The organism is Enterocloster sp. 210928-DFI.2.20, assembly GCF_020554465.1.
GTDB lineage: Bacteria > Bacillota > Clostridia > Lachnospirales > Lachnospiraceae > Enterocloster > Enterocloster bolteae.
Genome location: NZ_JAJCHK010000006.1, coordinates 175,898 through 196,070, shown reverse-complemented (window position 1 = coordinate 196,070; position 20,173 = coordinate 175,898). Strand labels below are relative to the sequence as shown.

Genomic DNA, 20,173 nt, shown 5'->3' with positions numbered 1-20,173 from the left:
AACGAAAAGAATGTTGGAAGTGTGCTTTTCAGCACACCCCAACATTCAGTATAGACCCTTTTTTTGCTTTTTTCGGATTTATATACCTGGCGGAAGAGATGCACAGTCTGCGGAGAGGGGAGGCGGGGGTGCGGGGCTTGTATTGCTTTACATCCAACACAACCCCTGCAGCCTCAAGCCTCCCCTCTCCGCAGACGTACCGTACTCTCGTTCACGACACTATAAATCCAAATCACTCCACTTCATTCAACCCGCACTCCGGCGATGCCACCAAAGAGTAATTGGTATGGTAAATCACGAATCCAGGTGCGGCTCCGGCTACCTTTTTAATGTTCTTTTTCTGGATATAGTCGATTTCCACCTTGTCATTGTCACGGCCTTTGGAATAGTAGGCGGCCAGGGAACCGGCTTCTTCAAAGAGGCGGTCGGGAAGGTCGGCGCGGCCCTCAGTTTTTACGATGACATGGGATCCGGGAATGCCTTTTGCGTGGAACCACCAGTCGTTTCCTGTGGCCAGCTTGAAGGTGAGTTCCTCATTCTGGTAGTTGTTCTTTCCCACGTAAATGTGGAAGCCGTCGGAAGAAATGTAGTGGAAGGGCTTGCTGGTGATTTTCGGCTTTTTGTCGCTGGAACGGCGCTTTTTGATATACCCGTATTCCATCAGCTCTTCCTTAATCTGCACCAGGTCGTTTTCGGCCAGGGCTATGTCCAGTGCGGAGCTGATGGATTCCAGATGGTCGATTTCAGCCTTGGTCTCCTTTGTCAGGTCTGTCAGGGCTTCATAGGTGCGCTTTAATTTGTTGTATTTGTCAAAGTGCTTTTTGGCATTGTCCTTTGCTGACAGCTGCGTGTCCAGGGGAATGGTGATTTCCTCATTGGTGTAGTAGTTAAGGCAGGTAAAGGATTTCTCGCCGCCGGTGAGCTCATAGCCGTAGGTGTTCAGGAGTTCGCCGTATATGCGGTATTTTTCACGTTTTTCAGTGTCTTTCAGCTGTTTTAGCTGTAAATCGTATTTTTTGTTGTTGCGCTCCAGGGCTGTCTGGACGATCCGGCGAAGGTCTGAAGACTTTTGACGGATTCTGGTGAGGGTGTCCCGGGAAGCATAGTACTCCTCCAGCAGATGGCTCATGGACCGGAAGGACTGGCTGCGGTAAACGCCGCCTTCGTAACAGGTCAGGGGCAGGGCAGCGTATTCTGCCGGGCCTTCTTCATCAAAGACAATGGCAGGAGCAAAGCGCCCTTCCTTTACATCCTCCATCACCAGGGAAAAAGTGTGGTAAAGGTGCAGAAGTTCTGTTTCAGACAATTCAGAGGCGCCGTAATCCGAATCAATGCTTGCCAGGTGGCATATTTCCTCAGCCATAATGGGGCTGATGCCTGTGAGATGGTTGTACAGGGCTTTCTGGATGGACATGGAGGAGGATCCTACTGTCTGGCGGAAGGTTTCCTCTGTGACCGAAAGAGGATTTTCCTTGGCAACGGTCTGGGGGATGAAATAGGTTCGTCCCGGCAGCACCTCGCGGACAGAGCTGACCTGAGCGGACACATGCTTGATGCTGTCGATGATGGTGCCGTCCTCCTTGCAGAAAATGATGTTGCTGTGCTTTCCCATGATTTCCACAATCAGTTTTTTGCGGCACAGGTCCCCCATCTCGTCTAAGTGCTCCAGCTCGAACTGGATGATGCGCTCTAAGCCGGGCTGGCTGATGTCCACGATTCTGGCGCTGCCGATGTGCTTGCGCAGCAGCATGCAGAAATTAGGCGCTGTCATGGGACTGGGTTTGTTTTTGTCCGTCAGATAGATAAGGGGGAGGCTTGCGCTGGCCGATATCTGGAGGCGGTAATTTTCCCTGTTATTTTTAATGGCTATGAGAAGCTCGTCCTTTTCGGGCTGGGCGATTTTAGATATGCGTCCGCCCCCAAGGGCTTCCTTGAACTCATGAACCAGGTTTGCTATGGTAATGCCGTCAAATGCCATATGATATATACACTCCTGTCGGGCCTGTATTAACGCGGGAAATGCTGTTTGGACAGGGAAAGGGGATGAACCGGAAGGTTCCCTGCTTCGGGGCATGTCCGGGCGCTGTGGCCGCTGAATATAAGAATACCATAATTTGACGGAATAGAAAAGGCCCTGCATTTGAACCGCCCCGTTAATTGCTTCACTGGAAATTGGGTTAGCCGGCGGAAATTGTTTTGCTGAACAAGCGGAAATTGCTTTGTTGAACAATTTGTTGACTTGATTCCCCAGATGAATTATAATACTAACTAACTATGGATAAAAGCGAAAGAGAGGCATTCGTTATGTTAAAAAGCATGACTGGTTTCGGCAGATGCGAGAATGTGACGGACGAGTACAAGATTTCTGTCGAGATGAAGGCCGTTAATCACAGATATCTGGATTTAAGTATTAAGATGCCCAAGAAGTTCAATTATTTTGAAGCTTCCATCCGGACACTCCTTAAGAAATATATCCAGAGGGGAAAAGTGGATTTGTTCATCAACTACGAGGATTACACAGAAGGCAATATGTGCCTTAAGTACAACCGGGCGCTGGCTGCTGAATATATGGAGTACTTTAACAGGATGTCGGATGAGTTTGGCATCCAGAATGATGTGAAGGTGTCGGCCCTGGCCAAGTTTCCTGAGGTGCTTACCATGGAGCAGGTGCCGGACGACGAGGAGCATCTGTGGGAAATTCTTTCAGAAGCCCTTAAGGAGGCCGCTGTCAAGTTTGTGGAGTCGAGGGAGATAGAGGGAGAACATCTTAAGAAGGACCTTTTAGGCAAACTGGATTATATGGAAACGCTGGTGGATTTTATCGAAGAGCGCTCCCCCCAGATTTTAACAGAGTACAGAAACCGGCTGGAGGACAAGGTAAAGGAGCTTTTAAGCAACACAGCCATGGAGGAGAGCCGTATTGCGGCAGAAGTTACCATCTATGCGGATAAGATATGTGTGGATGAGGAGACGGTGCGTCTCAGAAGCCATATACACAACACCAGAAATGAGCTTTTAAGCGGAGAGAGCGTTGGCCGCAAGCTGGATTTCATTGCCCAGGAGATGAACCGGGAGGCCAATACCATCCTGTCCAAGTCCACGGACCTGTCCATCTCGGACAAGGCCATTGCCCTTAAGACCGAGATCGAAAAGGTCAGGGAGCAGATACAGAATATTGAATAGGAACATCCAAATAAGTACATTGAAAAGTCAGGGAGAGCATACCATGAACCAGCAGGGAATTTTAGTGGTAGTATCCGGATTCTCCGGAGCAGGAAAGGGAACACTCATGAAAGAGCTGCTAAAGCGGTATGACAATTATGCATTGTCCGTATCCGCCACCACAAGGCAGCCCAGGGAAGGAGAAAAGGACGGGGAGGATTATTTCTTCGTCAACAGGGAATATTTTCAGCAGATGATTGAGGAAGGGCGTCTGGTGGAGTACGCTCAGTACGTGAACCATTACTACGGCACGCCCAGGGATTATGTGGAGAAGAAGATGGCAGAGGGAAAGGACGTGATTCTGGAGATTGAGATTCAGGGAGCCCTTAAGGTGAAGAAGCGTTTTCCCGATGCGCTGCTGATTTTCGTGACGCCGCCCAGTGCCGGGGAGCTTCGCCGCCGTCTGGTAGGCAGGGGAACAGAGACCATTGAGGTCATCAATGCCAGGCTCCGCCGTGCCGCTGAGGAAGCGTCGGGTATGGAAGCCTATGATTACCTGCTGATTAACGACGAGATTGATGCCTGTGTGGAGCAGATGCATCAGCTTATCACTCTGCAGCACAGTAAGACCTGCTATCATTTGGACTTCCTGAGCAGGATGCGGGAAGAACTTTACCACCTGGATGACAGACAGTAAACCATTTATAAAAATCATATAACAATTTTGAAAGGGGAATGTAATATGTTACATCCATCATACACCGATTTAATCAACGTAGTAAACAGCGATATTGAGCCAGGGGAACAGCCGGTGGTACAGAGCCGTTATTCCATCGTCATTGCGGCTTCCAGACGCGCCAGACAGCTTATTGCGGGGGAGGACCCCATGGTTGCCGGAGCAGCAGGAAAGAAACCTCTGTCCATTGCCATTGATGAACTGTATCACCAGAAGGTAAAAATCCTTCCGGAGGAAGAGACAACGGAAGAGGAAGAGCAGAACGCATAAATCATAAGCCGTCTCCTGTACAGGGAAGCATTCTGGGTCATTTCCGGTGCTGCCTGGACAGAGATGGCTTAAATGTTCATTAGGAGTTATTTTCATATGGAGAATATAAAGTTATTTTGCGTATCCCTTGGATGCGATAAGAATCTGGTGGATACAGAGAAGATGCTGGGACTGTTAAACGGACGGGGCATCACGTTTACGGACGACGAGACAGAGGCGGATGTGATACTGGTCAATACCTGCTGCTTTATCGGAGATGCCAAGGAGGAAAGTGTCAACACCATCCTGGACATGGCCCGGTATAAGGAGGAGGGGAACTTAAAGGCCCTTCTGGTGGCAGGATGCCTGGCCCAGAGATATAAGCAGGAAATTCTGGATGAGATACCTGAGGTGGACGCCATCCTTGGGACCACTTCCTATGAGGAGGTGGCAAAGGTGCTGGATGAGGTGCTGGCAGGAAGAACGGGTACCCATCTTTCCTGTTTTCACGATTTGAGCGAGCTTCCCCAGACGGAAGTCAGACGTGTGGTTACCACCGGCGGCCATTATGCCTTTCTTAAAATCGCGGAGGGTTGTGACAAGCGCTGCACCTATTGTATCATCCCTTATTTAAGGGGCCCCTACCGCAGCGTTCCCATTGAGCAGCTGGTGAAGGAGGCCAGGCAGCTGGCGGAAGCAGGCGTAAAAGAGCTGATTCTGGTGGCGCAGGAAACCACTCTCTACGGCAGGGACCTTTACGGGGAGAAATGTCTTCCGAGACTTCTTAAGGAGCTGGCAAAGATTCCGGGTATCTACTGGATTCGCATTCAGTACTGCTATCCGGAGGAAATCACAGATGAGCTTATAGAGACCATCCGGACAGAGGAAAAGGTGTGCAACTACCTGGATATACCCATCCAGCATGCCAGCGACCGGATTCTTAAGCGCATGGGACGCAGGACCAACAAGGAAGAGCTGATGGAGCGCATCGGAAAACTCAGGCAGGAGATTCCGGATATTGCCATCCGGACTACCCTGATTTCGGGCTTTCCGGGAGAGACCGAGAGCGACCATGAGGAGCTGATGGACTTTGTCAATGAGATGGAGTTTGAGCGTCTGGGTGTATTTGCTTATTCCGCTGAGGAGGATACACCGGCCTTTTCCTATCCCGACCAGGTGCCGGAGGAGGTGAAGGAGGAGCGCAGGGACGAAATCATGGAGCTGCAGCAGGACATTGCATTTGAACACTGTGAGAATATGGTAGGCAGGGTGCTTACGGTTCTCATAGAAGGAAAGGTGGTGGATGAGCCTGCCTACGTGGGACGGACTTACATGGACGCGCCGAATGTGGATGGTCTGATATTTGTGAACGGGGATGTGGAACTGATGTCAGGCGACTTTGTGAGGGTTAAGGTAACAGGAGCCGCTGAATATGATTTGATAGGAGAGGTGTATGATGAATCTGCCCAATAAACTGACGATTATAAGAGTGTGTTTGATCCCATTTTTTGTTGCGGCCCTGTTGTTTGACCACGGTAATAACTATACCATGCGTATTGTGGCGAATGTTCTGTTCATTGTGGCCAGTCTCACGGATCTGTTTGACGGCAAGATTGCCAGGAAGTATAACCTGGTGACCAATTTTGGTAAATTTATGGACCCGCTGGCAGACAAGCTTCTGGTTTGTTCCGCGCTGATTTGCCTGATTGAGCTGGGACAGCTTCCGGCCTGGGTTGTCATCATCATCATCAGCCGTGAATTCATCATCAGCGGATTCCGTCTGGTGGCAGCAGATAACGGTGTGGTCATTGCAGCCAGCTACTGGGGCAAATTTAAGACCACTTTCCAGATGGCGGCTGTCATTCTGATGATTTTTAATATTCCGGCCCTGACGCTGGTGACAAACATTGTGGTTGTCATTGCGGTTGCCCTGACCATCATATCCCTGGTGGACTATGTGGCAAAGAATATCAAAATCCTGACAGAGGGAGGCATGTAGCATGACTGTGGAACTCATATCCGTGGGGACCGAGATACTTATGGGAAATATTGTAAACAGCAACACCCAGTTCCTGGCGGAGAAATGCGCCATGCTTGGTTTCGATCTGTTTTTCCAGGTCACGGTGGGGGATAATTATGACAGGATGATGTCCGTGGTGCGCCAGGCGCTATCACGCTCGGACATTCTCATACTGACAGGAGGCCTGGGCCCCACAGAGGATGATTTGACAAAAGAGGTATGTGCCGACGCATTCGGCATGCCTCTGGTGGAGGATGCCCATACCAGGGAGCATCTGAAAGAATTCTTCAGGAATAACATTTACAGGCACATACCGGACAACAACTGGAAGATGGCCACAGTCCCCCAGGGGGCGCTGGTGCTGGACAATGCCAACGGCATGGCCCCGGGCCTGATACTGGAAAAGGAGGGCAAGACCGCTATCCTGCTTCCGGGACCTCCCAATGAACTGTATCCCATGTTCAGCGGGCAGGTGTTTCCTTATCTCCAGCAAAAGCAGAACGCGGTGCTGGTATCCAGTATGGTTAAAATCTGCGGATACGGAGAAAGCCAGGTAGAGGACATGCTCCTGGACCTGATTGACGCCCAGACCAACCCCACCATTGCCACCTACGCCAAGACGGCAGAGGTACATTTAAGGATTACGGCCAGGGCGGGAAGCCGGGAGGAGGGTATGGCCCTCATTGCGCCTGTGGAAAAGGAAATAAAGAACCGCTTTAAGGACGCTGTCTATACCACCGAGGAACAGGTGAGCCTGGAGATGGCGGTGGCGGATTTGCTAAAACAGAATCATCTGACCATGTGCACTGCCGAGTCCTGTACCGGAGGCATGATAGCGGCCAGAATGGTCAATGTGCCCGGTGTATCCGGCGTGTTTATGGAAGGTATGGTGACATATTCAAATGAAGCCAAAATGCGCCTTCTGGGAGTGCGTGAGGACACGCTGAAAGCTTACGGCGCTGTCAGTGAAGAAACTGCCAGGGAAATGGCGGAGGGCGGAGTGAATACCAGCGGTACCGACCTCTGTGTGGCCACTACGGGTATAGCAGGACCTGACGGCGGCACGGATGAAAAGCCTGTGGGGCTGGTGTACATGGCCTGCTGCCTGAGGGGAAAAACCTGCGTCAGGAGATACCAGTTTAAGGGCAACCGGGAAAAGGTGCGGGAACAGGCTATGATGAAGGCACTGGATCTGGCGCGTCTTTGCATACTGGCTAATAAATAAATACCAGGCGGATATAGCATCCTTGCTTATTGCGTGAAAATAAGTTCCGGGAGGAATTGGGTTTGGAATCAAGACGAAGGAAGAAACAGATTTCAGCGGCCTGCCACTATGCATATACACGGCTGGCCCTGAATTACTATATGTACTACGAGGTAATCCTGGAAGGAGACCTTTTAAGCAGCAGGCTGGAGAGGCTGAGCAAACGATACCACGGTCTGCTGAAGGATTTCCTGGAGGGAAGCCTGAAGCCGGAGGAGCTGAATGGCTTAAGGGATGAGACTGCCTCGGCCATGGAGGCCAATACCGCTTATACGGATGCTTTTCAGGCGTATGAGTACGTTCTGAACCGTCTGGAAGGACGTTTTGAGCCCCAGCTCATGGGAAACAGAAATGTCCAGCCGGATGAGGAAGAATGGACAGCGGAAATTATGGCCTATATCACGGACACAGATGAGGCAATGGTTGTCAATGAACGGATACAGTCCGTGGTGGGCCAGCTTCCCATACGGCTTACCAGGAATAAATTCTTTGCCATGGTGGAGGAGGGGCTGTCTGTCTATAAGGGCGGTCCGGTCTCCAGCCTGGATGATATGCTGTATATCCTGAGGTCCGAGGCCATGCTGGCGCGGCCGGAGGACATGGAGACAGGATACGAGGATCTTCACTCCATTCTCAGGGAATTTGAAAGGGCGGATTTTAAGGCCGTCACAGCAGAGGAATACCGGCATCTGACAGCCGAGATGGAGCGGGCAGGACAGATTCTCCTGGATACCACGGGGGAACTGATGCTGTTTATGGATTTGATCAATGACCTTTATGTGCTTATGCTTTCCAGAAGATGGGCGATGATGGAGGTATCGGAGGAAAGCCTGTTACAAGAGCTGCTGTCAAAGGTCCAGTCTCTTTTTGAGGAAGGGGCCGTAACGGCCATTCCGCAGGAGCTGACAGATAAGCTGTCCATGCTGGAGGGAAAGCAGGAGACCTACTTTGAGCAGTGGATGCGTCTGGCGACAGAGGTTAAGAGCGCGGCAGACAGCGCGGATGAGGACGGGGAGATTCTCAGGAAGATAGAGCTGCTCATGTCGGACAGCTCCTTCATGTCCCTGGATCGTCCGGAAGACAAGGCGGATCAGAAGGTGGATGAAGAACTGATGGCCGGAAAGCTGGAGCGCTTCTTTGGGGAGCTGTCAGCTGCCTGGGAAGGAAAACCAAAGGTCCTTGTCAGGGCTGTGATGTCCAAAATTCTGTCCAGGCTGCCGGTCTTTTTTGATTCCCTGGAGGAAGTGCGTTTGTATGTGGAAGGGAGCCTCAGAAGCTGCTCTGATGTGAAGGAAAAAGAGATTTCCATGGGCCTTATACGCATGTTGATGGAGCAGGATAAATTTGACCAGGAAGATTATTAGGACGTGCCTTGGCGGAAATGGGTTTCAGACATGGCCTGGCGCGCAGACAGAGGGAGATGAATGAATGCGCTGGTGGGAGCATCTATATATGGGAGACCGGGCCGGAAGGCACCGGGCCAGGGTCCTCATGGGAATCCGCGAAAGGAAGCTCATGCCGGACACCTATGTGATTACTCTTCCTCAGAGTGGGAATCATATACTTGACATACGGCCTGTGATGCTGCTGACAGAGGAAGAACGCAAGGCAGAGGATTTCCTGATTTTAGGCGTGGCCGAGGGATATGGGGAAGCATGTGAGGTAGTCCGCACCATGGTGGATGATATGTACCGGCATACGGACGGTTTTAACTGGAAATCATATATGGCGTACCTGGGGGAGGCAAGATGATTCATATTCTGCTCGTGATATTGAAGATAATAGGTATTGTTCTTCTGGTCATCCTGGGGCTGCTGCTTGGCATTCTCCTGGCAGTGCTGTTCATCCCTGTGAGGTATAAGGCAGAGGGAAGCTACCACGGACAGCTGCTGCTGTCGGTCTGCGCCACCTGGTTCTTTCATATCCTGGCATTCAGGGCTGTTTATGAAGGCGAAGGCCTGGTGTGCAGTCTTAAGGTTCTGGGCTTCAGGCTGTGGCACAATCGGGAAAAGGATCCTGCCCGGGATTTGGAAGACGGTCTGGAGACCATACTGGGAGATGAAGAACAGTCCCTGTATGAGGAACTGCAGCAGGATGAGGAGCATTACAGGAAGTCCCAGGAGGAACAGGCCCATGGCGGTCAGTCCGTCGGGGAACAGACCCACGGCGGTCAGTCCGGCGGTGAACAGACCCACGGCGGTCAGTCCGGCGGTGAACAGACCCGTGGCGGCCGGTCCGTTGAAGAACAGGCCCACGGCAGTCAACTCCATGGGGAACGGGCAGGAGAACAGGACGCCAACCGGAAGGATAGCAGGGAAGAGGAAGATGGGACAGGGCCTGAGTCTGACAAAAAGGGGCCCGGTATCATGGGGAAAATAAAAGGCTTCCCGGGCCGTATCAGTCAGTCAATCAGGCATATACTGGAAAAACTTAAGTTTTCTTTTGCGAAAATCTGTGATAAGCTTAAAGGAATCAGGGAGTTTGTTCAGGAAAAGAAAATGTGGCTGGAGGATGAAAAGAATCAGGCGTCCTTAAAGCTCCTTTACAGGCAGACAAAACGTCTCCTGGTACATCTGTGGCCCAGAAAGGGCAGGTGCACCGTCACCTTCGGGTTTGACGATCCCTATACAACGGGGCAGGTGCTCCAGGCCGCCAGCCTTATTTACCCGTTTTACCACAGGCAGCTTTTTTTGTACCCGGTATTTGATGAGAAAATACTGGACGCAGAGGGAAGCCTGAAAGGAAGAATACGGTTATCCGTAATTCTTTGGCTGGTACTCCAGGTCCTGTTTGACGGACATACCCGCAGGATGCTGAAGGGTTTCTTAAAGTGATATGACACTCGCGGCGGCTGTTGGGGGATGGGATATCCTGTCCCCCAACAGCCCGCGGGAATAAATAGAGAAGAGGACATACTATGGCAGAGAATCAATTTACATCTACGATAGACACGTTATTTAGAGGCATGGACCAGTTCGTCAACACCAAGACCGTGGTGGGGGAACCGGTACAGGTGGGAGATACCATCATTGTCCCTCTGGTTGATGTGACATGCGGTATGGCGGCCGGAAGCTTTGCTGAGGGTGTCAAGCAGAAACAGCGGGGCGGCGGAGGCATGAGCGCCAAGATGAGCCCCAGCGCCGTGCTGGTGATTCAGGGGGGCGTAACTAAGCTTGTCAACGTAAAGAATCAGGATGCCATCACCAAAGTCATAGATATGGCGCCGGATTTTATCAACAAATTCCTGGGGGGGAAGCCAGCTGTGTCTGAAGAGACGGTCCAAACCGCAAAGGATACGGCGGCAGCCTACGACACGGGTAAGGCAGAACATATGGATGTGAAATAGGAATCCCGGGCCGCCTTTCTGCATATGATGGAATATAGCTTGTTGCAGAATGGGGGAGACAATTAAGATATGAGAAGAATATGCGGGCTTATGCTGTTCTGCTTTGGACTGGGGATGGCAGTGCTGCTCTTTATTCCGGAGACAATCTTTACCTTCCTGTTCGTTATCGGCTGCCTTGTATTAGGATATAATCTGTTCTGTTGTTAATATAAACGTATGGCGTATCGAAGAGGAAGAAGACTACAATAGGGATTGAATATAAAATACAGGTTATGCGTTCCTCCCACAGGAGCATAGCCTGTTTTTTACTGTCTGGTTTTTTGCGGCAGGGACTGACAAGCGGATACCAGGCTGAATATTGCGCAAAAAAAAGACACCGCCTGTCGGTATGACAGAGACAATGTCTTTTTCCGTGATATGTTCTGTTTCATTAAGCTCTTTCTACAAGGCCTGAACGTAAGCAGGAAGTACATACGTACATTCTCTGGGTTCCACCATTAACCTTGACTCTGACAGATTTAACGTTCGCTTTCCACATCTTGTTGGATCTTCTATGGGAATGGCTCACTTGAATTCCGAAATGAGCTGCCTTTTCACAGATTGCACACTTAGCCATACTATTGCACCTCCTTAACACGTTACTTGGATTCTTTCATTAAGAAAAATCCACAACAAATGTATGATACCAGAAGTTTGCAAATTTTGCAAGTGAAAAAATTAAAATTTCTTTCTTTTTTTCAGAAAATAGTGTATACTGTCTCTAGTAAAGAAACGGAGGCATGTGTATGAAGGGACGAATCAGCAATAAAATGGGCGAAATCCAGATTAACCCGGACGTGATTGCTTTATATGCAGGAACCATCGCAGTTGAATGTTTTGGCATTGTAGGTATGGCAGCTGTCAGCATGAAGGACGGGCTGGTTAAACTATTAAAGAGAGAGAGCCTGACTCATGGAATCAATGTGGATATAAATGATAATAAAATATCCATTGATTTCCACGTAATCGTATCTTATGGGGTCAGTATTTCGGCTGTATCTGACAACCTGATTGAAAGCGTGAAATACAGGGTAGAAGAATTCACCGGCATGGAGGTTGAGAAAATCAATATCTATGTGGAAGGTGTTAGAGTGATTGACTAGGAGGAAGTAACTTGTGGGTATAAGTACGATTGACGCCGGTATGCTTAAGAATGCCTTCCTGGCAGGAGCAAAGGGGTTAGAGGCAAAGAAGGACTGGATTAACGAACTGAATGTATTTCCCGTGCCGGACGGGGATACGGGAACCAATATGACGCTTACTATCATGGCGGCGGCGAAGGAAGTGGCGGAGCTGGAGAATCCCACCATGGACCAGCTGGCAAAGGCCATTTCATCCGGTTCCCTGCGCGGGGCAAGAGGAAACTCCGGAGTTATATTATCACAGCTTCTCAGAGGCTTTACAAAAGAAATAAAAGCAGTGGAAGAAATTGATACCACCATTCTGGCCAACGCCATGGTGAGGGGAACCGAGACAGCATACAAGGCTGTCATGAAACCAAAAGAGGGAACCATCCTGACCGTGGCCAAGGCCATGGCGGATAAGGGCCTGGAGATGGCTTCACAGACAGATGACATAGAAGAATTTGTAAAACAAGTTATAGAATACGGCGATTATGTGCTGAGCCAGACACCGGAGATGCTCCCCGTGTTAAAACAGGCGGGTGTGGTGGATTCCGGAGGCCAGGGGCTGATGCAGGTGGTCAAGGGGGCCGTGGACGGCCTTCTGGGCAGGACAGTGGACTTTTCACTGGACACGGTTCCGGACAGCGGGAATAGGCCGGCAGCCGGCGAAAAAGCCGCCAGAGGCGCTGCAAGGACGGATATAGATACAGCCGATATCAAATTCGGTTACTGTACTGAATTTATCATAAATCTGGAGAAGGTTTACACGGATAAGGATGAGACGGAGTTAAAGTCATACCTGGAATCCATTGGCGATTCCCTGGTGGTGGTGTCGGATGATGAGATCGTAAAGGTCCATGTACACACCAATCATCCCGGCCTGGCCTTTGAAAAGGCGCTGGCCTTCGGTTCCTTATCCCGCATGAAAATAGACAACATGAGGGAAGAGCACCAGGAGAGGGTCATTCAGGATTCGGAGCGTCTGGCCAGGGAACAGGCTGCCAGGGAGCAGGAAGACAAAGACAAGGCAACCGGGGAAGAGGCGCCGTCAGAACGCAGGGAATATGGCTTTATAGCTGTATCCAGCGGGGAAGGTCTGAGCGATATTTTCAGGGGAATCGGAGCCGACTGCCTGATTGAAGGCGGACAGACCATGAATCCCAGTACAGAGGATATGCTAAAGGCCATAGAACGGGTAAATGCAGAGAACATTTTCATTCTGCCCAACAACAAGAACATTATCATGGCTGCACAGCAGGCCAGGGATTTGACGGAAGATAAGAACATAATCGTCATCCCCTCCAGGACCGTTCCCCAGGGAATCACGGCATTGGTCAATTTTATGCCGGATTTGGGACCGGAGGAAAATACCCGGACCATGACCGAGGAGATGGGAAATGTGAGGACTGCCCAGATTACCTATGCGGTCCGCACCACCAATATTGACGGCATTGACATTGAAGAAGGGGATATCATGGCCCTGGGAGACCACGGTATTCTGGCAGTGGGAAAATCTGTGGACGGGGTTGCCCTGGAGGCCATGAAAGAGATGCTGGATGATGAAAGTGAGCTTGTAACCATATACTATGGAGCAGATGTGTCTGAGCATGAGGCAAAGGTTCTTGAAGAACAGGCACAGGAACAGTATCCTGATAAGGAAATCGAGCTTCAGTACGGGGGACAGCCCATATACTACTATCTGATTTCTGCTGAGTAGAAGGAAGAAGGCAAAGGAGGAGCCAGAAGAGAGAATGGCTAGATGGACAAGAGATGAGGAACTGAACCAGCCGGCTGATTTCGTGCAGTTCATGATGGAGGACTTTCTTACAAAAAACGGGTTCAAAAAAAAGACCCACAAGGGACAGGAAGTCTGGCAGGAGGGCGATGGCTTTCTGACCATGGCAAGGTTTATACGGTATGAGTATAACGACGGAAGCTTTCATCTGGAAGCCTGGATCGGTAAGAAACGTGAGAATCCCATCAAGGGATTTGTGGGCGCCATGCCCAAGAAGATGTTCCGGGAGAGCCTGGAGGAGTTAATACGCCTGCTCCATCAGCCCCTGCCCCAGGGACAGGAAGACACAGGAAACAAAGTCATTACCATACAGGTGCCTGACCACGGAAAGTGCGCTGTTCCAGCCATGATACTCTCTATACTGGGAATTGTGGTGGGCCTGCTGCTTTCGCCTCTGGGCGGCATTGTGCTGGGAGGACTGGGAATTACCTTCGGACAGAAGGCCCGCAGCTCCAGCAAAAACAATATAGGCAGGGCGGCTGTGATTCTGGGTACCATTGCCATGGTGGCTGCCATCATCGGTTACATTATCAATCTGATTTTTGCATTTACATTTATATTTTAAATTAAAAGGAGCGGATGACTATGAATGAAAACATGATGAACAGATCTTACGAAGTTCAGGTAGAGGGAGACTCACTGGGACGCTACACGGCAAAGACTTTTGGCTGGATGTTTGCAGGGCTTTTGGTTACCTTTATTGTTGCGGTGGGCTTTGCAATGACAGGAACGATTTTTTATATATATTCCTTCCGTTACTGGCCTCTGGCACTTCTGGCCGCCGAGCTGGGAGTAGTGATATATCTCTCCGCCAGGATTGAGAAGATGTCCGTGGGTATGGCCAGGAGCTTATTCTTCCTGTATGCCGCCCTTAACGGCATTGTATTCAGCGCATATCTATTTGCATTCAGCCTGGAGATTCTGTGGATGGTATTCGGCATCACAGCCCTGTTCTTTGGAATCATGGCATTGATTGGCTGGTTTGGCAATATTAATTTTACCAAGCTTCGTCCTTTCATGCTTGGAGGACTTGTATTCCTGTTTTTCTACTGGATTTTTGCAATGTTTATTGATTTAAGCGCATTTGACACCATTGTATCGACTGTGGGAATTTTCCTGTTCCTGGTACTGACAGCCTATGATGTGAAGAAGATACAGGCATTCCACGCATACTACGGCCAGGCGCCTGAGATGGCAGCCAAGGCCTCCATCTTCTCCGCACTGCAGCTTTATCTGGATTTTATCAACCTCTTTGTGTATATTATGAGGATTCTGGGGCGCAGGAAGTAAGCATGATTAAAAAGTTTTTTTGCCAGCAGCTATTGTCTGCTGGCATTTTTTGTTGTCTGATAATGTTCTTTCTATTTCCTTAATCATACGGTACATTCACCAGTTTTGAAAAAATTTAAACTCCCATTATTATTTCACTTATCTATCTAAGAAAAATATATTATTCATAAATATCGTGATTACCTTTTGGTATGTTGTTGATTAAAATATGTTCGTAACATTAATACAGTATAATGTCCTTGTATTACTGATAGAATTTGGTTGTAAGGTCTTGCATGCGGGATAGATGGCTTCATATTCAAAAAAACGAAAGATAAATTTTACGGTTTGTATAATGGTACAGTAATATTTTAAAAACGAAACATTAAACGAAACATTAAATGAAATATACTATTGACAATTCGTAAGTAACGAAATATAATTAAAACATAAAATAAAAGATAAACAAAACAAGCTTTCTTGACTGTAACGGCAGCAGTCAAAAAATAAAATAACATATTCCAGGAGGGGAAACATGAAGAAAAGAACGATAGCAGTTGTATTGGCGGCGGCAATGGCGATGAGCTCTCTGGCAGGATGCTCTGGGAGTGAAAAGCCTGCGGACACTACGGCAGCGGCAACCGAAACGACCACTGTGGCGGCAACGGAGATGAAGGAAGAAAGTACGAAAGCTCCTGAGTCAAAAGAAACAGAGGTTAAAACGGAGGAAGTGGTAAGTTCAGATTTAACTCTGGGAGATTACGAGCCTAAAAAGAAGGAGTATAACTTTTATCTGACTTACAAACTGGTACATGCATGGTGGGATGCAGTTGGATTAGGTTTGGAGGAAGCTCAGAAGCAGTATGCTGACCGGGGAATTACCATTAATTATGAGTATACGGCTCCTGTTACACCGGATGCCATTGACCAGGTCAACCGTCTGGAAGAAGCGGCAGGAAGAGGATTTGATGTAATTGGCGTGGATGTGAATGATATTAAGATTGTAACGCCAACCATCAATAATCTGATTGACCAGGGGGTAAAGGTTATGACTTTCTCCAGTTCGGATGCAACGAAAGAAGATGGATGTAAACGTATCGCATATGTAGGAAACACTCATAACTACCAGGATGGCGCTGATTTGGCAGAGATTCTGGCAGAAAAGATTGATTACAAGGGACAGGTAGCTGCTCTGGCCGGAACCATCGGAGCACCGTGCCATGAGGACCGTATCAAAGGCTTCAAGGATGTAATGGAAAAATATCCGGAGATTGAAGTAGTTGAAATACAAAATGACAATGATTCAGTCGAAAATGCACTCACATTTACAGAGGGATTTCTTCAGAAATATCCGGACTTAAAAGGAATTTTTTGTAATAACATGGGTAATCCCATAGGAGCAGCACAGGCTGTTGTGGATGCAGGAAAGGCAGGACAGATTGTATTAGTGGGTATGGATCATGACAAGCGGGCTCTTGAATATTTAAGAGATGGTGTGATACAGGCTTTGGGTGTTCAGGACTGTTTTAAGATGGGATTTGATACTATCCAGGTAGCAATCATGATTGCTGACGGTTTAGAGCCGGGAGCAGATACATATCCAGAGCAGACGGAAGAAACCACGTCCATTATATATCAGGAGGATGCACAGAGGATGCTGGATATGCTGTATCCTGCGTCATAGACTGATTCAATATTTGGGGTTGATGAAAACGATATAAATGCCGTAAAGAATTCCCTGCCATATGGTAGGGAATTTCAAAAAACAGGAGGAATTTCATGGCAGAATATCTTTTGGAGATGAAACAGATTGTAAAGCAGTTCCCTGGAACCCTTGCCTTGGACCATGTGGATTTCACATTGGAACAGGGCGAGGTAATGGCTCTGATTGGGGAAAATGGAGCTGGCAAAAGTACGCTGATGAATGTTCTGATGGGAATGCTTCAGCCGGACTCTGGAGAGATGGTTTTGAGGGGACAGACAATCACAAACCGGTCGCCCTATGAAGCGCTGCAGAAAGGTATAGGTATGGTGCCGCAGGAGCTTAATCTGGTAAGCGATTTATCAATTGCTGAAAATATTTTCCTGGGCCTTCATCAAAAAAAAGGGAATAGGATAGATTGGGACCACATGAGGTCGAAGGCAAAGGAAATGCTTGACAAACTGGAAGTGGACATAGATCCGGGCAAGAAAATATCAGAAGTAAGCGCTGCATACCAACAGCTTGTATCTATAGCCAGAACCCTGGTCTTTGGTTCAAACATCATCATCCTGGATGAACCGACAGCATCCTTGACGTTAAATGAGACAGAACACCTGTTTAAAAATATCAGGAAACTTAAGAATGAGGGAAAGGCCATCATCATGATTACGCATCATCTGGATGAGGTTCTTGAAATTGCAGACAGGGTTACAATTATGAGAGACGGAAAGCTGATAAAAATAAGTAATACGTCAGATTTGTCTATAGACGATATGATTTATTATATGGCGAATCAGAAGGTTGAAAAAAGCCAGCATATCGTCCGCCCGGTTCCTGACCAGGTGTTCTTGAAGGTTATGGGGCTTTGCAGAGGCAAAGAGTTTCAGAACGTGGATTTTGAAGTGAAGAAAGGGGAAATCTTCGGTGTGGCGGGCCTGGTGGGAGCGGGACGGACAGAACTGTTTTCCTGCTTATACGGTCTTACAAAAAAAGATAAGGGAAAAGTGTATCTGGAGGGCAAAGAGGTGGAAATTACTTCACCAAATGAAGCCATAAGTTATGGAATCGGTCTGGTTCCGGAGGAACGAAGAAAACAAGGAATGTTTCCTATTCTTTCTATTTATGAAAATATAATGATGCCTAACTACCATAAGGTAACACGTATGGGGAGAATAAATTTTAGCCAGGCCAGGGAAGCCGCCAATCATCATATACAGGCGCTCCGAATTAAAACACCGGATTGTCTCACTCAGATTAAAAATTTGAGTGGTGGCAATCAGCAGAAGGTAATATTGGGAAGATGGATGGAAAAACAGGTTAAGCTCTTTATATTGGATGAACCCACTAGGGGGATTGATGTTCGGGCAAAAGGTGAAATCTATAAATTAATCCGGGACATGGCGGACAGTGGAATTACTGTGATTGTTATTTCGTCTGAGATTGAAGAGCTCTTGACACTGGCTGACCGCATTATGATCATGAACGGTGGTAAGGTGAAGGGATTTGTTGTGCCAAATGAGGATATGGAGCGGGAAGACATTTTAAAGGTGGCATTACACTAACATATAGAGGGGTAGGTTTGATACATATGAAAGAAAAAATTTTAGGCATGGTAAAATCCACTGCTGGGGCAGTGCTGATTGTTACTATATTAATGACCGTAATTGTGCAGCTGCTTACAGGACATTTTTATACAGCATATAATTTGTCTACGTTTTCGCGTTCTGCTTCCTTTACCATAATCATAGGTTTTGCACAAACCCTAGTTCTTCTTCTCGGAGGAATTGACCTATCGGTTGCCAGTGTGGCAGGACTCTGCAGTATGATTTTTGCAATGTTAACCACAGTGGGGGGAGTAAATCCTTTTTTGTCCATTGCCATAGCGCTTATGGCTGGAGTTGCTTTAGGGGCAATTAACGGTATCTTCATCTGCAGCCTGAACCTGACTCCGTTTATTGTCACGTTGGCGACCAGTGCATTGTATAAGGGGATTATTTATGTCGCTACAAAAGGAATACCCCTTACCGGGATTCCGGAATCAGTGACCATTATAGGCCAAGGAACGCTGTTTGGCATTATTCCATACCCGGCCATTATTATGGTGGTACTGGCAGTGATACTGATTTATATGCTGAGATATACTTCTTTTGGCCGCCATATATATGCGGTGGGCGGTAATGAACATGCGGCAAAAATTGTTGGAATACAGATTAACAAGACAAAGATGGCAGTATATGCCTTGACTGGATTCATATCAGCTTTGGCGGGGATACTAATGGTGCTGCGTTTGGGTTCTTCACAGGTAAATATAGGAGAAAACTGGGCCATGCCTTCCATTACAGCAGGCGTGTTAGGCGGCACATCTATGAATGGAGGAAGCGGAGGTATCGGAGGGACTATAGTGGGAGGTTTGCTCATGAGTGTAATATCCTTCAGTATCAGTCTTTTAGGAATTTCCTCCTACTGGGATCAGATTGTCACTGGTGTGGTGGTACTGATTGCAGTAGCGATTGATGCAATCCGAAGAAGAAACAACAGTAATGTATAAATGCTACTATTAATGTTCAAAATTGAGGAGGAAATAATATGAAATTTGGAATATGTTATTGTTATTGGAGTAAGGATTGGGAGGGGAATGATTACCCTAAAATGATTGAACGTGCCAGGGCCTGTGGCTTTGATGCCTTGGAAATTTTTTGGGGAAGAACTCTCACAATGGAGCAGCAGGAAGTAAATGAAATTTTGGCGGCATCCAGGGCGAATGATGTGGAAATTTATGTTTCTGGCGGATTTGGTAAGGAGGAAGACCTATCTCAGGCTGACGAAACAGGAAGAAGGGCAGCAGTTGAGAAGTCAAAACGCCTGATTGAAGCAATCGCCCGTTTGGGAAGCCATAATTTCTCTGGTATCAACTATGGAGCTTGGTGTAAGTTTGACCGCCCAATCGACAAAGAGAAAAGTTTTGAACAGTCTGCGAAATCTCTTAAGGAGATTGGAAAATGTGCGGCTGATTATGATGTGAGCTGGAACATGGAAGTAGTAAACCGTTTTGAGAACTATATGCTTAACACAGCAGCTGAAGCAAGAAAGCTGGCTGATATGGTGAATCATCCTAATATTAATATTCTTCTGGATATATTCCATGGGATGATTGAAGAGGATGATTTGGCGGAAGCTATTCGGACGGCAGGCAGCAGACTGGGCCATTATCATATGGGTTCCAATAACAGGAGACCTCCGAGACCTGGTTTCCTTCCGTGGCAGCAGGTAGTAGATGCGTTGAAGGAAATTGGGTATGACAGATGTATTTCTTTTGAGCCACTGGTGCGGACAGGGGGATCGGTTGCGCTGGAAGGCGGAAATGTATGGAGGAATATGCTTCCGGCTGATGCCGATGATAAGTATTTGGACGATCTGATTAAGGAATCGCTGGGATACATTAAAGGGATGTTTTAGAAGAGAGGTAT

21 protein-coding genes are annotated in these 20,173 nt (G+C 48.1%); 19 read left to right on the top strand and 2 right to left on the bottom strand.

Going from position 1 to position 20,173, the window contains the following annotated elements:
* Positions 1 to 232: 232 nt before the first annotated feature.
* Positions 233 to 1,978 carry an Rqc2 family fibronectin-binding protein gene (locus LI015_RS08605; protein WP_002567512.1) on the bottom strand — a complete coding sequence of 582 codons (1,746 nt, stop codon included), beginning with the start codon at positions 1,976 to 1,978 and terminating at the stop codon, positions 233 to 235.
* Positions 1,979 to 2,304: 326 nt separating this feature from the next.
* On the opposite strand from LI015_RS08605, the gene LI015_RS08600 reads away from it, so the two are divergent.
* The 11 genes from LI015_RS08600 (at position 2,305) to LI015_RS08550 (ending at position 10,984) form a co-directional block, all read left to right on the top strand.
* On the top strand, positions 2,305 to 3,183 hold the full coding sequence (locus tag LI015_RS08600; RefSeq protein ID WP_002567513.1) for a YicC/YloC family endoribonuclease: 879 nt from the start codon (positions 2,305 to 2,307) through the stop codon (positions 3,181 to 3,183).
* A 43-nt stretch (positions 3,184 to 3,226) separates the two neighbouring features.
* Positions 3,227 to 3,859 (top strand): guanylate kinase, encoded by a 633-nt coding sequence (gene gmk / locus LI015_RS08595; RefSeq protein WP_002567514.1) that lies wholly within the window; start codon positions 3,227 to 3,229, stop codon positions 3,857 to 3,859.
* Between the two features lie 45 nt (positions 3,860 to 3,904).
* Entirely contained in the window at positions 3,905 to 4,168 is a 264-nt protein-coding gene (gene rpoZ / locus LI015_RS08590; protein WP_002567515.1) for a DNA-directed RNA polymerase subunit omega, read from the top strand.
* Positions 4,169 to 4,264: 96 nt separating this feature from the next.
* Positions 4,265 to 5,620 carry a 30S ribosomal protein S12 methylthiotransferase RimO gene (rimO, locus tag LI015_RS08585; RefSeq protein ID WP_117565889.1) on the top strand — a complete coding sequence of 452 codons (1,356 nt, stop codon included), beginning with the start codon at positions 4,265 to 4,267 and terminating at the stop codon, positions 5,618 to 5,620.
* The gene (pgsA, locus tag LI015_RS08580; RefSeq protein WP_002567517.1) at positions 5,604 to 6,146 is read left to right on the top strand and encodes a CDP-diacylglycerol--glycerol-3-phosphate 3-phosphatidyltransferase; all 543 of its coding nucleotides are present in this window, start codon (positions 5,604 to 5,606) and stop codon (positions 6,144 to 6,146) included. The genes rimO and pgsA overlap by 17 nt, the downstream gene beginning before the upstream one ends.
* Before the next feature lies 1 nt (position 6,147).
* A complete protein-coding gene (locus tag LI015_RS08575) occupies positions 6,148 to 7,392 on the top strand; it encodes a competence/damage-inducible protein A (RefSeq protein WP_227124568.1) in 1,245 nt (414 codons plus the stop codon).
* 62 nt (positions 7,393 to 7,454) lie between these two features.
* Positions 7,455 to 8,795: a hypothetical protein gene (locus LI015_RS08570; protein WP_002567519.1), complete on the top strand. Its 1,341-nt coding sequence runs from the start codon at positions 7,455 to 7,457 to the stop codon at positions 8,793 to 8,795.
* Positions 8,796 to 8,883: 88 nt separating this feature from the next.
* Complete coding sequence (locus LI015_RS08565; RefSeq protein ID WP_002567520.1) at positions 8,884 to 9,183, top strand: hypothetical protein; 300 nt, start codon at positions 8,884 to 8,886, stop codon at positions 9,181 to 9,183.
* The gene (locus tag LI015_RS08560) at positions 9,180 to 10,265 is read left to right on the top strand and encodes a DUF2953 domain-containing protein (RefSeq protein ID WP_227124566.1); all 1,086 of its coding nucleotides are present in this window, start codon (positions 9,180 to 9,182) and stop codon (positions 10,263 to 10,265) included. Before LI015_RS08565 ends, LI015_RS08560 begins: the two co-directional genes overlap by 4 nt.
* An 83-nt stretch (positions 10,266 to 10,348) precedes the next feature.
* Positions 10,349 to 10,777, top strand: a complete 429-nt coding sequence (locus LI015_RS08555; RefSeq protein WP_002574524.1) for a GerW family sporulation protein — start codon at positions 10,349 to 10,351, stop codon at positions 10,775 to 10,777.
* Between the two features lie 69 nt (positions 10,778 to 10,846).
* A complete protein-coding gene (locus LI015_RS08550; RefSeq protein WP_002567523.1) occupies positions 10,847 to 10,984 on the top strand; it encodes a hypothetical protein in 138 nt (45 codons plus the stop codon).
* 223 nt (positions 10,985 to 11,207) lie between these two features.
* On the opposite strand, the gene rpmB is transcribed toward LI015_RS08550, so the two are convergent.
* The gene (gene rpmB, locus LI015_RS08545) at positions 11,208 to 11,393 is read right to left on the bottom strand and encodes a 50S ribosomal protein L28 (RefSeq protein ID WP_002567524.1); all 186 of its coding nucleotides are present in this window, start codon (positions 11,391 to 11,393) and stop codon (positions 11,208 to 11,210) included.
* A gap of 169 nt (positions 11,394 to 11,562) precedes the next feature.
* On the opposite strand from rpmB, the gene LI015_RS08540 reads away from it, so the two are divergent.
* The 8 genes from LI015_RS08540 to LI015_RS08505 all read left to right on the top strand — a co-directional run bounded on the left by LI015_RS08540 (position 11,563) and on the right by LI015_RS08505 (position 20,162).
* Positions 11,563 to 11,919 (top strand): Asp23/Gls24 family envelope stress response protein, encoded by a 357-nt coding sequence (locus tag LI015_RS08540; RefSeq protein WP_002567525.1) that lies wholly within the window; start codon positions 11,563 to 11,565, stop codon positions 11,917 to 11,919.
* Positions 11,920 to 11,932: 13 nt separating this feature from the next.
* On the top strand, positions 11,933 to 13,657 hold the full coding sequence (locus LI015_RS08535; protein ID WP_128132501.1) for a DAK2 domain-containing protein: 1,725 nt from the start codon (positions 11,933 to 11,935) through the stop codon (positions 13,655 to 13,657).
* A 34-nt stretch (positions 13,658 to 13,691) separates the two neighbouring features.
* A complete protein-coding gene (locus tag LI015_RS08530) occupies positions 13,692 to 14,300 on the top strand; it encodes a hypothetical protein (protein ID WP_002567527.1) in 609 nt (202 codons plus the stop codon).
* 20 nt (positions 14,301 to 14,320) lie between these two features.
* A complete protein-coding gene (locus LI015_RS08525) occupies positions 14,321 to 15,025 on the top strand; it encodes a Bax inhibitor-1/YccA family protein (protein ID WP_002567528.1) in 705 nt (234 codons plus the stop codon).
* 514 nt (positions 15,026 to 15,539) lie between these two features.
* Positions 15,540 to 16,688 (top strand): substrate-binding domain-containing protein, encoded by a 1,149-nt coding sequence (locus LI015_RS08520; RefSeq protein WP_021892852.1) that lies wholly within the window; start codon positions 15,540 to 15,542, stop codon positions 16,686 to 16,688.
* Between the two features lie 95 nt (positions 16,689 to 16,783).
* Positions 16,784 to 18,268, top strand: a complete 1,485-nt coding sequence (locus LI015_RS08515) for a sugar ABC transporter ATP-binding protein (RefSeq protein ID WP_227124557.1) — start codon at positions 16,784 to 16,786, stop codon at positions 18,266 to 18,268.
* Between the two features lie 26 nt (positions 18,269 to 18,294).
* Positions 18,295 to 19,254 (top strand): ABC transporter permease, encoded by a 960-nt coding sequence (locus LI015_RS08510; RefSeq protein WP_021892850.1) that lies wholly within the window; start codon positions 18,295 to 18,297, stop codon positions 19,252 to 19,254.
* Between the two features lie 38 nt (positions 19,255 to 19,292).
* Complete coding sequence (locus tag LI015_RS08505; RefSeq protein WP_118018818.1) at positions 19,293 to 20,162, top strand: sugar phosphate isomerase/epimerase family protein; 870 nt, start codon at positions 19,293 to 19,295, stop codon at positions 20,160 to 20,162.
* The last annotated feature ends 11 nt before the right edge of the window (positions 20,163 to 20,173 follow it).

Excerpts from the sequence above, each read along its gene's own strand:
- LI015_RS08525 (WP_002567528.1), top strand. The coding sequence starts at position 14,321 with ATGAATGAAAACATGATGAACAGATCTTACGAAGTTCAGGTAGAGGGA.
- LI015_RS08555 (WP_002574524.1), top strand. The coding sequence starts at position 10,349 with ATGGCAGAGAATCAATTTACATCTACGATAGACACGTTATTTAGAGGC.
- LI015_RS08510 (WP_021892850.1), top strand. The coding sequence starts at position 18,295 with ATGAAAGAAAAAATTTTAGGCATGGTAAAATCCACTGCTGGGGCAGTG.
- LI015_RS08605 (WP_002567512.1), bottom strand. The coding sequence starts at position 1,978 with ATGGCATTTGACGGCATTACCATAGCAAACCTGGTTCATGAGTTCAAG.
- LI015_RS08540 (WP_002567525.1), top strand. The coding sequence starts at position 11,563 with ATGAAGGGACGAATCAGCAATAAAATGGGCGAAATCCAGATTAACCCG.
- rimO (WP_117565889.1), top strand. The coding sequence starts at position 4,265 with ATGGAGAATATAAAGTTATTTTGCGTATCCCTTGGATGCGATAAGAAT.
- gmk (WP_002567514.1), top strand. The coding sequence starts at position 3,227 with ATGAACCAGCAGGGAATTTTAGTGGTAGTATCCGGATTCTCCGGAGCA.
- LI015_RS08600 (WP_002567513.1), top strand. The coding sequence starts at position 2,305 with ATGTTAAAAAGCATGACTGGTTTCGGCAGATGCGAGAATGTGACGGAC.
- LI015_RS08565 (WP_002567520.1), top strand. The coding sequence starts at position 8,884 with ATGGGAGACCGGGCCGGAAGGCACCGGGCCAGGGTCCTCATGGGAATC.
- LI015_RS08505 (WP_118018818.1), top strand. The coding sequence starts at position 19,293 with ATGAAATTTGGAATATGTTATTGTTATTGGAGTAAGGATTGGGAGGGG.
- rpmB (WP_002567524.1), bottom strand. The coding sequence starts at position 11,393 with ATGGCTAAGTGTGCAATCTGTGAAAAGGCAGCTCATTTCGGAATTCAA.
- LI015_RS08515 (WP_227124557.1), top strand. The coding sequence starts at position 16,784 with ATGGCAGAATATCTTTTGGAGATGAAACAGATTGTAAAGCAGTTCCCT.
- LI015_RS08520 (WP_021892852.1), top strand. The coding sequence starts at position 15,540 with ATGAAGAAAAGAACGATAGCAGTTGTATTGGCGGCGGCAATGGCGATG.
- pgsA (WP_002567517.1), top strand. The coding sequence starts at position 5,604 with ATGAATCTGCCCAATAAACTGACGATTATAAGAGTGTGTTTGATCCCA.
- LI015_RS08550 (WP_002567523.1), top strand. The coding sequence starts at position 10,847 with ATGAGAAGAATATGCGGGCTTATGCTGTTCTGCTTTGGACTGGGGATG.
- LI015_RS08575 (WP_227124568.1), top strand. The coding sequence starts at position 6,148 with ATGACTGTGGAACTCATATCCGTGGGGACCGAGATACTTATGGGAAAT.
- rpoZ (WP_002567515.1), top strand. The coding sequence starts at position 3,905 with ATGTTACATCCATCATACACCGATTTAATCAACGTAGTAAACAGCGAT.
- LI015_RS08560 (WP_227124566.1), top strand. The coding sequence starts at position 9,180 with ATGATTCATATTCTGCTCGTGATATTGAAGATAATAGGTATTGTTCTT.
- LI015_RS08530 (WP_002567527.1), top strand. The coding sequence starts at position 13,692 with ATGGCTAGATGGACAAGAGATGAGGAACTGAACCAGCCGGCTGATTTC.